The 15,165-nt window shown below is 42.3% G+C and carries 13 protein-coding genes; 11 read left to right on the top strand and 2 right to left on the bottom strand.

Features of this window, described 5'->3' with window-relative positions:
- Nucleotide 1 precedes the first annotated feature (1 nt).
- The 4 genes from C0V77_RS16985 to C0V77_RS16970 all read left to right on the top strand — a co-directional run bounded on the left by C0V77_RS16985 (nucleotide 2) and on the right by C0V77_RS16970 (nucleotide 5,334).
- Nucleotides 2–1,072, top strand: a complete 1,071-nt coding sequence (locus tag C0V77_RS16985) for an FAD-binding oxidoreductase (protein WP_101727555.1) — start codon at nucleotides 2–4, stop codon at nucleotides 1,070–1,072.
- Between the two features lie 63 nt (nucleotides 1,073–1,135).
- Nucleotides 1,136–3,460, top strand: a complete 2,325-nt coding sequence (locus C0V77_RS16980) for a hypothetical protein (protein ID WP_229236306.1) — start codon at nucleotides 1,136–1,138, stop codon at nucleotides 3,458–3,460.
- 91 nt (nucleotides 3,461–3,551) lie between these two features.
- Entirely contained in the window at nucleotides 3,552–4,109 is a 558-nt protein-coding gene (locus tag C0V77_RS16975) for a hypothetical protein (protein ID WP_101727554.1), read from the top strand.
- Between the two features lie 169 nt (nucleotides 4,110–4,278).
- Nucleotides 4,279–5,334, top strand: coding sequence for a winged helix DNA-binding domain-containing protein (locus C0V77_RS16970; RefSeq protein ID WP_101727553.1), 1,056 nt, complete (start codon nucleotides 4,279–4,281; stop codon nucleotides 5,332–5,334).
- A gap of 65 nt (nucleotides 5,335–5,399) precedes the next feature.
- Here the strand turns inward: C0V77_RS16970 and C0V77_RS16965 are convergent, their stop codons facing one another.
- Nucleotides 5,400–7,388, bottom strand: coding sequence for a plastocyanin/azurin family copper-binding protein (locus tag C0V77_RS16965; RefSeq protein WP_101727552.1), 1,989 nt, complete (start codon nucleotides 7,386–7,388; stop codon nucleotides 5,400–5,402).
- A 60-nt stretch (nucleotides 7,389–7,448) separates the two neighbouring features.
- Entirely contained in the window at nucleotides 7,449–9,152 is a 1,704-nt protein-coding gene (locus C0V77_RS16960) for a PA14 domain-containing protein (RefSeq protein ID WP_101727551.1), read from the bottom strand.
- A gap of 138 nt (nucleotides 9,153–9,290) precedes the next feature.
- Between C0V77_RS16960 and C0V77_RS16955 the strand changes: the two genes are divergently transcribed.
- The 7 genes from C0V77_RS16955 (at nucleotide 9,291) to carA (ending at nucleotide 15,041) form a co-directional block, all read left to right on the top strand.
- Entirely contained in the window at nucleotides 9,291–10,187 is an 897-nt protein-coding gene (locus C0V77_RS16955; RefSeq protein WP_173830564.1) for a sugar phosphate nucleotidyltransferase, read from the top strand.
- A gap of 15 nt (nucleotides 10,188–10,202) precedes the next feature.
- Nucleotides 10,203–10,673 (top strand): GNAT family N-acetyltransferase, encoded by a 471-nt coding sequence (locus C0V77_RS16950; protein WP_101727550.1) that lies wholly within the window; start codon nucleotides 10,203–10,205, stop codon nucleotides 10,671–10,673.
- A 30-nt stretch (nucleotides 10,674–10,703) separates the two neighbouring features.
- Nucleotides 10,704–11,783, top strand: a complete 1,080-nt coding sequence (locus tag C0V77_RS16945) for a dipeptidase (protein WP_101727549.1) — start codon at nucleotides 10,704–10,706, stop codon at nucleotides 11,781–11,783.
- A 118-nt stretch (nucleotides 11,784–11,901) separates the two neighbouring features.
- A complete protein-coding gene (locus C0V77_RS16940) occupies nucleotides 11,902–12,129 on the top strand; it encodes a putative signal transducing protein (protein WP_101727548.1) in 228 nt (75 codons plus the stop codon).
- On the top strand, nucleotides 12,101–12,934 hold the full coding sequence (locus C0V77_RS16935; protein WP_101727547.1) for a phosphatidate cytidylyltransferase: 834 nt from the start codon (nucleotides 12,101–12,103) through the stop codon (nucleotides 12,932–12,934). The genes C0V77_RS16940 and C0V77_RS16935 overlap by 29 nt, the downstream gene beginning before the upstream one ends.
- A gap of 108 nt (nucleotides 12,935–13,042) precedes the next feature.
- Nucleotides 13,043–13,720 carry a carboxypeptidase-like regulatory domain-containing protein gene (locus C0V77_RS16930; RefSeq protein WP_229236305.1) on the top strand — a complete coding sequence of 226 codons (678 nt, stop codon included), beginning with the start codon at nucleotides 13,043–13,045 and terminating at the stop codon, nucleotides 13,718–13,720.
- 217 nt (nucleotides 13,721–13,937) lie between these two features.
- Nucleotides 13,938–15,041 carry a glutamine-hydrolyzing carbamoyl-phosphate synthase small subunit gene (gene carA / locus C0V77_RS16920; protein ID WP_101727545.1) on the top strand — a complete coding sequence of 368 codons (1,104 nt, stop codon included), beginning with the start codon at nucleotides 13,938–13,940 and terminating at the stop codon, nucleotides 15,039–15,041.
- Nucleotides 15,042–15,165 lie beyond the last annotated feature (124 nt).

Genomic DNA, 15,165 nt, shown 5'->3' with positions numbered 1-15,165 from the left:
TATGCAGGAGTTTGACTACATCATAGTGGGGCAAGGTATTGCGGGTTCAGTACTGGCTTATCAGCTCTTGAAGGCCGATAAGCGCGTAATTGTTCTGAATGATGAATCGCTCCCAACTTCATCGGCTGTTGCCGGTGGCATTTTTAACCCTGTAACCGGTAAAAACCTGGACAAAACCTGGCTGGCAGATACGCTTTTTCCTTTTTCCAGAGAGTTTTATCTTACACTCGAAAAAGAAACGCACACCCGCTTTTATTACGAAACCAATCTGTTCAGACCCTATGCCAACGAACAACAGCGAAGACATTTTCTGCAACTGACTGATGAATACGATTTATCCAAATATATTCAACTGGTAAAACCCAATCAATATCAGTCAATTGAAAACAGTCTCGGTGGCTTGTTTACCACATTAGCCGGGTGGGTAGATGTACCTCTCATGTTGAGTGCATTAAAAAAACTTTTCGTTCAAAAGGCTGTATATCAGGCCGAAAAATTTGACTACCCCGCTTTGGTGCTTACTAATGAGCAGGTTTCCTACAAAACTTTCAGCGCCCCAAAGATAATTTTCTGCGATGGGTACTACGCCATGCAGAACCCCTATTTTAACTGGCTGCCATTTAACCCCGCCAAAGGAGAAACACTAATTGCAACCATGACTGACTATTCAATTAAAGAAATTGTTAATCAGGGGGCATGGATTATTCCTTTAGGCAATCAACAATACCGTTTTGGGTCGACGTATAGCTGGAATCAGTTAGACTGGCTGCCGACACAAGAGAGCCGGGAAAATATAACCGGTAAAATTGATAAATTTCTCAAAATCCCGTACCAGGTTATTGACCAGCAGGCAGGTATCAGACCTACAACTAAAGACCGTCGTCCATTTCTAGGCAACCATCCTGCTTACGGCAACGTCTATTCGTTTAACGGTTTAGGCACCAAGGGGGTTTCTCTGGCGCCTTATTTTGCACAGGAGATGTTATATTTTTTAGAAAGCAAGAAAGATTTGCCCACGGAGTCTAACATTCGAAGATTTTATTCGTTATATTCGTTACAGGATAAAGTATAATACCTTAAACCAGAAAACAAAGTCTGAAACCCGAACCAAGGAGCGGGATATATACAGAGAGCTATGAAAAAAATCTCTACTTTTCAACGAAATATTGCTCGCTTGTTTGCCATTAACGCTCTTCTTTGCATTGGTGTATCATCTGCTTCTGCTCAAAACTACTTTGCCTCTACACAAGAAGAATTTGGCAAAAACCGTATTCAGGAAAAGAGATTTGAATGGGTAACGCTCACCAGCAATAATTTTGAATTCAATTACTACAGAGGAGGCGATAAAATTGCCCGCAATGCTGCCAAGTTTTCTGAAGAAGAATATGACCGTATTACCGAGTTGTTAGGCTACACGCCTTTTACAACCATGAAGATATTTCTTTATAATTCGCCTAAAGACCTGGCGCAAAGCAACATAGGCCTTACGGCACCTGTTGATTTAGACGGAGGTATTCTCAATCTGGCCAAATCGCGCGTGCAGATTGCGTACACTGGCAAAGAAGAAACCTTCAGGCAGGAGTTAATCAGACAAATTTCGCGCTTGTTTGTTTACGATATGCTTTACGGAGGCTCGCTGAAAGAAGTATTGCAGAGTTCTCTGCTACTTACCGTGCCTGAATGGTATATGGCTGGCATTGCGGCCTATATTTCAGAAAACAGCGAAAGCCCCGCAACCTTGGACCGCCTGCGGATTGCCGTATTGAAAAATAAAGACAAGAAAATTGCTAACCTGGAAGGTAAAGATGCCGAGCTTGTCGGGCAATCTATCTGGACCTATATTGCCTTGCGATACGGTAAAGATAACATCTCAAATATCCTGAACCTGACCCGAATCATCCGCACGGAAGAGTCGAGCATCACCAGTACACTGGGTATTTCATATAACCGCTTTCAAAAAGAATGGAAAGAATTTTATGTGAATGGCGCCTATGCCAATGCGACTCCGAAGATTGAAGAAGCAACCATAAGCCGGCCTTCGGTTTCTCCACGCATTGAATTAAGCAAGCCCAAAGAAAAACTGGTACTTCAAAAAGGAGAAGTAGATACCGATAACTATGAATTTGATGCTGAAAACGTCATGAAGTCGCTGGCCAATGAAACTGGCAAAAATAAGGTTGATGCAGGCGATAAAACTTCTCCAAAACCAGGTCGTTACCGTGAAACCCTGAAAATAAAAGGGCCTTTCGCTTATGAAAATATCATGATTGCCAATGATATAAAAACTGAATTTCTGATGGATCCGGTACGCCGTATTGGCATGAAAAACACCCTGGTGCTAAATGATTTACTTGAAAACCATAGTCTGAAAATCGGGTTGTTTATTGCGCCAATCATACGTAATCATGATATTCAGCTTGAATACAATAATAATGCAAAAAAGATTGACTGGGGCTTGGGCATCTTCCGCCGTTCAATATCACTGGGTGAGCTCGACAGCAGAAGTATGTACTTGTTCAGGCCTTTAAAAATCAATCTTCCTTCAGCAGCCACCGCGTCTATTGACCGCCGGTTATTCTATAACAAGTTTTCGGCTTATGCCAATTATCCTATAAGCAATAAACTTAGGGTAGGTATTTCTCCGTTTTTTCTTACTACCACAGATATTAATTTACTTGAACTAAGCACCAAAACGCTTACCACAAACTACCTGGGATATAAAGCAGAAGTTGTATTTGACAACACCACACCGCTTTATAGCAAAGTTCTTTTGGGTACAAGAGCCAAACTGCGTTTAGAGCGCAATTATAGTCTTGCTTCCAGCAGCGGTAATTTCAGCAGGCTGGTGGTTGATGCGCGGCATTATCAGCGCTTATTGAATACCTTTATTTTTGCAGCCAGACTATCATACAGCCGTTCATTGGGCAATTCACCTAAAGTTACTTTTCTGGGTGGTGTAGAAAATTCTGTTAACCGAACCATTGAACCATCTAACGGACAAATGGATGGTATACCGAACGATTTGCGCGACATTCTTTTCTTCGACTATGCCGGTAACCTGAGAGGCTTTAATTTTGCCAAATTGTTTGGCACCAGCCACTTGCTGACTAATTTTGAACTCCGGCTTCCGTTAGCTCAGTATTTTTCTAAAGGTTCGTTTTCTTCAAGCTTCCTTCGCAATATGCAGTTTGTGGGCTTTAGTGATATTGGCACTGCCTGGTATGGAAGTAAGGGACCTTTTAATCGCCAGAATAGCCTGAATACTGAACAAATCGGAGGTGGTGCAAATCCATTCAGTGCCCAGGTTACCAACTTTAAAAATCCTTTTCTGATTGGCTACGGCGCAGGAGTAAGAACTACTATTCTGGGTTATTTTGTAAAAGCCGATTACGCCTGGGGGCTTGAAGATGCAGAAGTAGGCAAGCCCAAGTTTTACCTGTCTCTAGGCTACGATTTTTAATTTACTTGATTGTACTGAATTACGACGAGATATAAACCCGTTCTCTAGAATGGGTTTTAGTTTATTTTATAGACTGGAATCTGCCTTGCAAATGAAAAACAGGCAAAATAAAAGCCCTAAAGCACTTGTTATTTATAACCAGCTAATCAATTTTTTCTGGTCTACACTGGCTTTTACTCCGGTTATCTATTTTTGTATCCAACATTTGCCGCTCAACGTACTTTACTGGTTTTTGCTTATCAGCTGCGCGGTCATTTTTGTTCCTACTTCATGGCTTGCCCGTATAAGACTAAGTAAAAGCCAACACTTATACAGAAAAATAGGTGTAAGATTTATTAAAAAATATACGCAGGACGGCGACCTGGTAAATAACATTGTTAAAAACAGTCACCCTGAGTACAGGTACATTGAAAGCAAACAATCTTTTAAGAAGGTTTTGGCCAAGTCTGCCATCAATGAGAAGTTCCACTACCTTGTATTTGTCTTTTTTCTTTGTTTAGGCATTTATGCGTTCTTTAAAGGGTTGATAGCATGGGGCATTTTTATATCACTTGCCAATGTTGCCTACAATATCTATCCGATTTTTTTACAACAGTATAACCGCATCAGAATTAACCTGTTGATGCTCCGTAGAAATAACATACAATAAGTTGAATAACTCTTTTGTACTTCTTATAATAAAACTCAATAGGTTTTATTAATTGACGTATCCGATAAGATAATTCCATTCTCAGCGAAACACTTTCGCAAGTACTGTTTCTCTGAAAAATCTGAAACATTTACTGTACTTTTTAAAGCAAACGGATAGTACTTAACTAATGACAAAGGCTGACATCATAACTTCGCGGCTTTATAATCAGCAACTGAGTGAGCCAGCGTTTATTACACCCGAACAGGTGGTATCATGGATGGGCGCTATGCAGTCGCAGGAATATGCGATGGCAAAATGGGCCATTGCATTAAGAGCTAACAATCTGGATGAATCAGCAATTGAACAGGCCTTTAATGAAGGCAAAATTTTGCGCACGCACCTGATGCGGCCAACCTGGCATTTTGTTTCACCAGCCGATATCAGGTGGCTTCTGGCCTTAACGGCTCCGCGCGTGCATGCTTTTAATGCCTATCAGTACAGAAAAAACGGACTTGACAACACCGTTTTCAGTAAATGCAATGCAATTATCATTCAGCAACTGGAGGGTGGTAAATTTCTTACCCGCAATGCCCTCAATGAAGCCTTTGTTGAAGCAGGAATAGTAACAGATGGTGTAGGTCTAAGCTGCCTGATGATGCAGGCTGAACTAGACGGAATTATCTGTAGCGGCCCCAGGCAGGGGAAACAATTTACTTATGCCTTACTAGATGAAAGAGTTGCCTCAACAAGGCCTTTTACGCAGGAAGAAGCATTAACTGAGTTAGTAAAAAGATATTTTACCAGCCGTGGCCCGGCAACCATGCAGGATTTTGTGTGGTGGTCTGGCCTGACAACAAAAGATGCCGCCAAAGGGGTTAATAATCTGCCATCAGACTTTGCAAAAACCAAAATTGATGGTCAGGAGTACATTTTCAAACCAGCCGGCACTAAAGATTTAATGCATCCGAACCATTCTTTCCTGATGCCGGATTATGACGAATACGGTATAGCCTATAAAAACAGAAATGCTATATTACCATCAAAAGCCCCAAATGAAGAACAAGCCGTTTTTGCCTATAACCGGATGGTGGTTATCAACGGTGTAATTGCCGGTTCATGGCAAAGGACAGTAAAAAACGGAATATTACATATCGAAGTTGTACCCGTTTACCCTCTAACTACGCAAGAAAATGAAATAATTGCCAATTCCATTGAGCGCTTCAAGGCTTTTTTGGGTGGTTAATATTACAAAAAGGGCGAAAATCAGTAAGTTGATATTCGCCCTTTTTGTACAGATATTTCATTAAATTACTTCACAACCTTTATTGTACCCTGCATAACAGTATAATGCCCCGGATAAGTACAAACGAAAGTGTAGTCACCAGGTGTGCTTGGGGCAGTAAAATAAATAGTCTCCTGTGCTTCCGGTTGCATCAGCCCTGTGTGAAACAGCACCTCACTTAAATTTGGCACATAGGCCTTGCTTTCGCCTTCCAGTCCCATTTTAAAGGCGGCTTCGCCTACTTTACCTACCGTACCAGGTTTTACAATTACCAGGTTATGGAGCATGTCATCATTATTATTGAAAACCAGACGTATTCTGGCTCCGGCTTTTACCTGCACACGGGCTATGTCAAACTTAAGCCCCGGTTTAGTACCAATGTTTATGGTCTGGTCTACTTTGCCTCCCCAATCAGCCGGTATTTCTGTCAGCCTTTTGGCACTTGCTTTTAGCTCTGTTTTAGGCGCATTGCTCATGGTATGCCCGGCGTGTTCGTCAGCAGGTTTTTTCTCGGCTACAACATATCTGGCAATATCCATTTTAGGAGCTTCATCGTTAATGTTGTTAAGTGTGTAATACCCCACGTTATGCAATAAAGGTCTGTCTTCTGCACTTCTGATACCTTCCAGGCGTAACTCATGGATATAACCCAAACGCAGCGAATCAATGGCCAGTCTTACGCTCATGCCATCTTCTGCCACCTGAATTGCCTTTATGCCTAATTTTTTGGTATTGATAATAGGGCTACCATAATTATGATGATACTTATAGGTAAAACTATTAATTCTATAAGAATCAATATCTATGGCAAGGTCTTTACTAACTGGTTGAGTAAACTCTATAAGAAACCCATCCGGCATTGATTTCACGGTTTTCATTTCAAAAGGTGTTCTGCCTGTCCATTCCAATCTTTGCAAACCAAACTCGTCTTTCCCGGTTGATGACCACCCACGGCTGGTCATACCCACAAACATGGAGTGGTCAAGCCCCCATTGCATACGCAGGATGCCCGACTGGAAGCCTTCACGGAAAGGGAAACAGATTCCCTGACTTTTACCCTTTACTTTTTCTAGAAACACGCGCATAATTTTGCTGTGCCCCTGGTCGCCTACAAAAAGCTGACCAGCAAAAGGCCCGAATTTCCCACCTGATAAATCCTCGGCAATATCAGAGGTTGAAATACCCATTAATGTATGCGGAAACCACACAGCCGGAATTTTTAAGCCGGGCAGGCGTTTGGCCACATCATACATAGGTTCACCGGTATCAGGCACATCAGATGCCTTGATTTTTAATGGCGAATCGGCCTCTGATGTCCAGACAAGACCCTCAGGGTTACCTGCAAAATCACCCGATTCCAATTGTGTCATTCTTCCTGAACCTACCCAGTCGCCCTGGTTTTCAGTATAATAAATATCTCCGTTTTTCAAAACATTAAACCCAGCCGGAGAACGCAAACCTGTTGCCCAGGGGGTCATTTTTCCATCAGGCGTTAGGCGCAACATCCAGCCTCGCCATTTAGACAAACTGGCGCCATGACCAATCCAACCCAGATTAAGCGTTATCAGCATGTCATTATTGGGCAATAGCACCGGGCCATAAGAATACTCGTGGTAATTGCCCGAAAGTGGAAATTTGTAAAATGAGGTATAATCATCTGCTACACCATCTGCATTATTATCTTTCAGAATAGTTACCTCTCCTCTCTGGGTTGCCCACAGGTTGCCATTAATATAATTAAGACCCAGTGGCTCGTGCAGGCCGCTGGCAAATCTTTTGTAGGTAGGCGCGGTTCCGTTTTTCATGTATGGGTTTGAGATAACCCATACTTCACCACGGCGTGTACAAACGCCCAATCGGCCATCAGGTAAAACAGCCAAACCGCCGACTTCCAGCTTTACACCTTCTGGAACCGGCAAGGTAACAATACGGTAAAAGTCTTCTTCCACCAACGGGCGGTTCTGGGCATAAACCCCCGTAATTGTGAATAACACTAAGATGAATATTTTTTTCATTTTCAGATTTATTTGAATGGGTTCTGGTTGTAAACCAACCTTAAATGTCTTCTTTTTGGCTTACCATAGGGTTGTAAACGAAACACTACCAGCCAGCGGAATGATAATCTCTTGTCCGTCACGTGTATTTTTTATGACCGGTTTCAGTTTAGCATCCAGCCTGATGTAGCTGTCATTACCGTTTGTTGTCTCTAAAATATAAAACCCTTTATCGAGCTGGGTTATGCTTTTGGCTTCGCCAAGTCTTGCATAAAGGCTGTTACCACCGTTAGCGCTGATGGTGGTTGTGATTCCTCCATCGGCCGATGGCTCAAATTTCTCGGTAATTTCAGCGCCCTTGTACTGGTATTTATAGGTAGGCAGGCCTTCTCCACCCAGTGCATAACCTTTAAAAATAAAGTCTTTGTAATCATCAAGCGTATCAGGAAAAGACGCATTGGCATTTGCCAGCATGGCAACACTCGTTTTGCCACTAAAGGTAGTTTTTACACCCTTTGGTTTCAGCAACTGAGGTTCGCCACGCTCATGAAACATCTCTGTTACATCAGCAAAATCACCTCTCCAGGCATAAAGCGGAGTACCCTGGTCTAAATCGAAGGTGTAATGGGTTCCGGCAGGTGTCCCAACTGAAATAGCATGTGTGCGCTTTTTGCCATTAAACATAACAAACGAGCGGATAACTTCTACATCACTCCTGGGAGTTATGTTTATTTCACCAACAGCTTGTGGCGATGGCAGTGAGGTTTCGGCATGAAGCGGATACGCTCTTACTTCAGGTCCGGCAGCAAAAAGTCCCAGTTCGGCTCTCCACCATACTTTGTTGTAACGTATCTCAATGGGGTGTTTGCCTTTTTTCAAATCCAGATATGCCGCTCTGGGTCTGCGATACGTTTCTCCGCTTTCGGTTGGTATTACTTCTTTACCATCTACTTTTACAGAGGCTTTGCCAGCATAATCAGCCACCAGTGAATAGCTTCCGTCTTTTTCTACATCCAGATTCCCCCTAAATATCAAAAGAAAACGGTTGTAACCAGCCCCAAAATCTTTGGTAAGGGCATTGGTAGTGCCTTTATCGTTGGGTGTAGTGCTTTTGGGCGCAAACTGCTGGTTCCAGTCGAACGTTTCATACATTTCGTAACTTAAGTCGCTCAGCCTTAAAGGTTTTTCTTTATTATATTTTAGATACTTCACATTTTTAATGGCAATAGTACCTGCCTTGTTTTCAAATGCCAGCGGGCCTTCGTTTATACCTTTGGCAGGTATAACATAACCCTGATGTATTACTACGTTGTTCAAGGTTACTTTTTCAATAATAAGCGCCTCGCCAAAAGGAGCATCAGAAAAAGTAACTTCAAGGGTTTGCCATAATCCAATGGCCTTACCTGCGTTTTGATTAGCCAATTGAAGGGTGCCGTCTGGTCTGATAATAGCGCCGGAAGTACCTGAATTACTCAGTATAATGCCGTGCTTGCCCTGAATATAAAATACGCCATCACTGTTTTTGCCCAGCATGAAATCAAACTTAACTTTGGCATCGGCTGTAATTAATTTAGAAGTGGTTCTGCCAGGTATGGTTGAAAACAAAATCTGGTTACCCGCCTTAAAGCCGGGTTTCTTTTTATACGGATTATCAACGCTCCCGGCGGTTTTCCAGCTACCGGTTTCCCAGTTATCAATTGGTAACTGATTCAGCGGAAATTCCTGAGCATAGGATTGAAAACAAAGCAAAGACGCCCATAAAATGGATAAGAAGCGTAGGTACATGGTTGAATCTGTTAGAGTTTTCTACAAAACTAGCCGATTAATTGTATTTTATACAATTAAAATCGGAAAAACTTTTTAAGCACTAATGAAACAGTTTTGTACTTTTGTTGAGAAATAATGAAACCAAAGCTTTTTATGTTGAAACCAACTTTACTGATTTTGGCGGCGGGTATGGGTAGCCGCTACGGAGGTGTGAAACAATTAGACAAGTTTGGCCCTAACGGCGAAACTATTATAGATTATTCAATATACGACGCTATCAAAGCCGGGTTCGGCAAAATAGTGTTTATAATCAGAGAAGAACTTAAAGCTGATTTCGAGGAAATATTCGGCCCGAAGCTGGAAGGGAAAATCGACTACGATTTTGCCATTCAGAGCGTTCAAAGCTATGTGCCTGCTGAGCTGGGTATTGTTGAGCGCACCAAGCCCTGGGGAACAGGCCATGCCGTATTGTGCGCCTGGGAACAAACCAACACGCCTTTCGCCGTTATCAACGCCGATGATTTTTACGGATATGAAGGTTTCAAAATCATGGCTGATTTCCTCTCAACCAATAAAGAAGAGACCCGCCATGCTATGGTAGGTTACCAGATAAAGAATACATTGTCTGAAAACGGTTCAGTGTCACGCGGCGTTTGTGAACTGGATGCCGACGGATTTCTGGAAGTTGTTACCGAGCGAACGAAGATTTACCGTCAGGCAGATGGCCAGATTGTTTTTGAAGAAAAAGATGAACTAACCAAGCTGGATGATAACACCATAGTTTCTATGAACTTCTGGGGTTTTATGCCCGGTGTTTTTCCGGTTATCAACGAAATGTTCAAAGACTACGCTATAAAAAACCTACACTCGCCCAAAGCAGAGTTTTATATACCAACCGTTATGACCTACCTGATTCAGAACGGGCTGGGGAAATGTAAGGTTTTCTCTAATGAGTCTGAATGGTTTGGTGTTACTTATCCGGAAGATAAACCAACTGTTACCGAAGCATTGCAGAAACTGGCCGACCAGGGCAAATATCCTGTTGTAGATTAATAAACGTCTCATCTGATGACTATTTCCTATCGAAAAGCTACCCTTGCTGATGTAAAAGAGCTGGCAAGACTAAGGGTTCAGTTTCTGAAAGAGGTGCAAAGCAATGAAACGCACCAGACTGATGAAGAGGGTCTTAGGCAGACGCTTGAAGATTATTTTCATTTACATCTTGGAAGCGGTGAAATTGTGGTCTGGCTGGCCGAAGCAGATGGAAAAATTGTTTGTACCAGTGGCCTGTGCTTTTTCAGAATCTTTCCGGGTTTTTCGTTGCCCGATGGCAGAGTTGCTTACATACTGAATGTTTATACATTGCCCCACTGGCGAAAAAAAGGACTAGGCAAAGAGATTTTCAGCCGTATTGTAGAAGAAGCCAAAAACCTTGGCTACAAACGTATACAACTGCACGCGTCAGAAGAAGGAAGACCCATTTATGAAAAATATGGTTTCAAGGCAACTAGTGACGAAATGGAACTAAGGCTTAATTAATAAAACGATTTACCACCTGTTAAACAGAATATGATTATAATTGATGCGCATCTGGACATGGCCATGAACGCCATAGAATGGAACCGTGATTACCGGCGGACAGTTGGGGAAATCAGGATGATGGAACAAACCATGACCGACAAGATTGACCGTGGAAAAGGGGTGGTTTCATTGCCTGAGCTGCGTAAGGGTAAAATAGCCATTATAGTAGCTACGCAATTGGCCAGATTTAGTGAAAACAACGGCAGTATGCCAGGTTCAGGCTGGAACTCGCCACATCAGGCATGGGCCATGACACAAGCGCAACTGGCATGGTACCAGGCAATGGTTGAAGCCGGAGAAATGGTTCAGATTACCACAAGCGCACAATTGGATAATCATATTGCTTTGTGGGAAAACCCTGCCATTGATGATTCCACAAAACCCGTTGGGTTTATTCTTAGCCTGGAAGGTGCTGATTCTTTAGTTAATTTATCCTATCTGGAAAAAGCCTACAGTTACGGCCTTAGAGCCATAGGCCCCGCACATTACGGCCCGGGCAGATATGCACCGGGCACAGGTATGACAGGCGGCCTCACAAAAGCAGGCCGGGAACTAGTAAAAGAAATGGATAAACTGGGTATGGTGCTGGATGCCACCCACTTGACGGATGAAGGCTTTGACGAAGCGCTGGATATGTTTCAGGGTCAGGTATGGGCAAGCCACCATAATTGCCGCACCTTGGTGCCACATCAACGCCAGTTGAACGATGAGCAGATTAAACGCTTAGTAGAAAGAGATGCTGTAATAGGCGGGTGCCTGGACGTATGGATGCTGAAACCGAACCTGATTCAGAGACAGATAAACCCGCGTGAAGTGGGCGCCAACCTTGAAGTACTGATTGACCACTACGACCATATTTGCCAGATAACCGGTAACAGCCTTCACATTGCTATTGGCAGCGATTTGGACGGCACATTTGGCACCGAGCAATCGCCTTATGACCTAGATACCATTGCCGACCTGCAACATTACAAACATCTGCTGGCTAAAAGAGGCTACCAACAGAGCGATATTGAGAATGTATTTCATAAAAACTGGCTGAGATTAATGCGTAAAACGCTGGCCTGATATGATAAACTCAGTTCTTATCTGAATAGCTAATGCAGATAAAATGCCATGAAAACTGTTTGAAAATACTGTTTTATAGAAATTACCATTATATTTGGTAAAATATTAAAACAAAACTATGGCTAATTGGATAAAGGTTTTTGAGTCTCCGAATGTGTACAGAGCCGAAATGCTAAAGAATGAGTTGCTGAATAAAGAAATTGCCGCTGTAGTTTTAAATAAGAAAGACAGAAACTACCTGCTGGGCTGGTGCGAAGTGCATGTGCAGGAATACCAGGAAGAAGCCGCGAAAGAGATTATTGATATATTCAACCAAAATGACGAGGAAACTAAACCAACTATCTAACCTAAACCAACGAATCATTGCTGCTGTTGTCGGGGTATCAATTATTTTAACCGGAGTACTCTACAATGAATGGACATTCTGGGTTCTGTTTCTGGTTATCAGTGTGCTTACGCAAATTGAGTTTTATAAACTATTAAAGCTTGACTCTAACCTGCCGCTTACTTTTTACGGCACTTTATGCGGAGTAATACTGAACGCTTTAACTTTTCTTATTGAAAAAGATTTTCTCCCTTTCAAGTATTACTATCTGATAGTGCCATTATTAACGGTCACGTTTTTTATTAAGCTTTATAAAAAGAAAGATACAAAACCTTTTGCCAACCTAGGCTACACTTTTCTTGGTATTTTATATGTGGCCGTTCCGTTTGCATTGATCAATGAAATGGTTCTTACCGACAGCGGATACGAACCTACGCTCTTACTGGGGTGCTTGTTTATACTATGGGGAAGCGACACCGGCGCTTATTTTGCCGGGCGTTTTCTGGGCAAGCGTAAATTGTTTGAACGGGTCTCTCCTAAAAAGACCTGGGAGGGCTTCTTCGGAGGCGCAATATTAGCCCTGTTGATAGCGTTTATTTTAACAAAGTATTTTGATTGCGTTTCTCCCTGGCAATGGTACGCAGTAGCCGTTATAATTTCAGTAACCGGCACCCTTGGCGATTTGGTAGAATCATTATTTAAACGTAGTATTGCTATCAAAGATTCTGGCAGTTTGATACCGGGTCATGGGGGATTTCTGGACAGATTTGACGGCCTGTTGCTTTCAATGCCTTTTATTTTAACATTTTTAAAGATTTTTGGTTAATCAATGCTGAGTGCACCGGTTATTAAAATTTACTGCACATTTGAAGACCATACCCTTACGGAATATACGATGAAAAGAAATCTTACATATTTACTTACATTTATTTGCTTGACAATCAGCTACTTATCTTTTGCTCAAGGCGAAATAAAATATGTTACATTTTCAGGTGTTGTGATAGACGGGCAAACAAAAGAAGCTTTGCCAGGCGCTTATATTACCATTCCACAGGCTGGCAGAGGTACCCTGTCTAATGGCAAAGGTTATTTTGCTTTATCGGTGTTTCCGGGCGATACCGTGGTATTCAGTTATCTGGGTTTTAAGAAACAGTACCATGTGATTCCACGCAAGACAGATGTTGACTATTCGGTATTTGTTGAGTTGCAGGTAGACTCTAAATTGTTAAAAGAAGTTAAAGTTTACCCTTTCAACACTGAAGAAGAATTTAAACAGGCGCTGGTTGATATGAAGTTGCCTGATGAGCGCGAAAGACAAATACTGCGTGAAACTTACAGTGCCGAAAATATAGCCAAAATGGCGGCAGTGCATGGTATGACAGCCACCGACAATTATAAATACGCCAACAACCAGTTCTTGCGGCAGATAGAAAACCGGGGGTCGGTAACTACAAACCCTCTTCTGAACCCATTCTCATGGGCTAACTTCGTAAAATCAATTAAAAGCGGTGCATGGAAAGATAAATCCTGGAAAGCAGGTGCAGATGCTGCCCCACGTGACAACGTAACCCGCGATCAGTATTTCAGAGATAACCTGAAAAAGAAAGATTAAAAGACCTTAATCTTTCTTAAATATACTTTTAATATAAATATATTTAAGTATTATTGCACTTAAGAAAGAAAAGACACCTGCTGTAACAGGTTTATTCTTTGCGTATGTGTTTTTTTTATACCTTTGTTCTCCGATACTGAACTTGAAACGAATGCCTGATGGCACCCATTCAAGCAGATTTTTGTAAATTAATCGGAAAACATTCATTCTTCTTTCAATGACTCATACACCTTCTGACGCCATTCTACTTCTAGAAGATGGCACTGTTTTCAAAGGTAAAGCTCTTGGTAAAATTGGTACTTCGGCTGGCGAAATCTGTTTTAATACCGGTATGACCGGCTATCAGGAAATTTATACAGACCCTTCGTATTTCGGCCAAATCATTGTAAACACCACCTCTCATATCGGCAACTACGGCGTAGTGCTTGACGATGAAGAGGAATCAAAGAGTGTAACAATCAGCGGTATGGTGTGTAATGCCTACGCAAACCATTATTACTCGCGTACCACTGCCAATTTTTCGCTACAGGAATACTTCGAACGCGCAGGTATTGTTGGTATTTGTGATGTAGACACCCGTCAGATTGTGAGGCACATCCGCAATGCAGGTGTGATGAACTGTATCATTTCTTCTGAAATTCTTGACTCTCAGGAACTGATGATTGAGTTGAAAAAATGCCCTTCAATGGAAGGCCTCGAGCTTTCGTCGGTTGTGAGTACACCCGTGCCCTACACCATGGGTGAAGAGGATGCCAAATATAAAGTTGCCGTGCTAGACTTTGGCGTAAAGAAGAGTATCCTGAAAAACTTTACATCAAGAGACTGCTATTGTAAGGTTTTCAATGCCAAATCGAGTTTCGAAGAAATTCAGGCCTTTAATCCAGACGGCTTCTTTCTCTCAAACGGCCCCGGCGACCCAGCCGCAATGCCTTATGCAGTAGAAACCATCAAAGACGTAGTTGACACCGGCAAACCTGTTTTTGGTATCTGCCTGGGGCATCAGTTGTTAGCCTTGGCCAGCGGTATTGAAACCTACAAGATGAAGAATGGACATCGCGGACTAAACCATCCGGTTAAAAACCTGTTAACAGGCTATTGTGAAGTTACGTCTCAGAACCATGGCTTTGCGGTAAAACCAGACCAGGTTACCAATAACGAAAATATAGAACTGACCCACGTGAACCTGAACGACCAGACCATTGAAGGTATCCGTCGCAAAGATAAGCCTGCTTTCTCGGTACAATACCACCCTGAAGCCTCACCGGGTCCGCATGATTCAAGATATCTTTTCGATAATTTTGTACAAATGCTTCAGAAATAACCGGCATTGGCACAATAACTTTCGATTCCCTAATTCAATAGGACGGTTTTGTAAATCGTCCTATATTTGTAAAAAGGGAGCTATGAACCAAGAAAATGGCGTTTTGCACACGTGTTGAGCCTAC

The sequence above is a fragment of the Emticicia sp. TH156 genome (genome assembly GCF_002855535.1).
GTDB lineage: Bacteria > Bacteroidota > Bacteroidia > Cytophagales > Spirosomataceae > Emticicia > Emticicia fluvialis.
The sequence above is the reverse complement of the archived record's forward strand: the minus strand, read 5'-3'. Positions and strand labels throughout refer to the sequence as shown.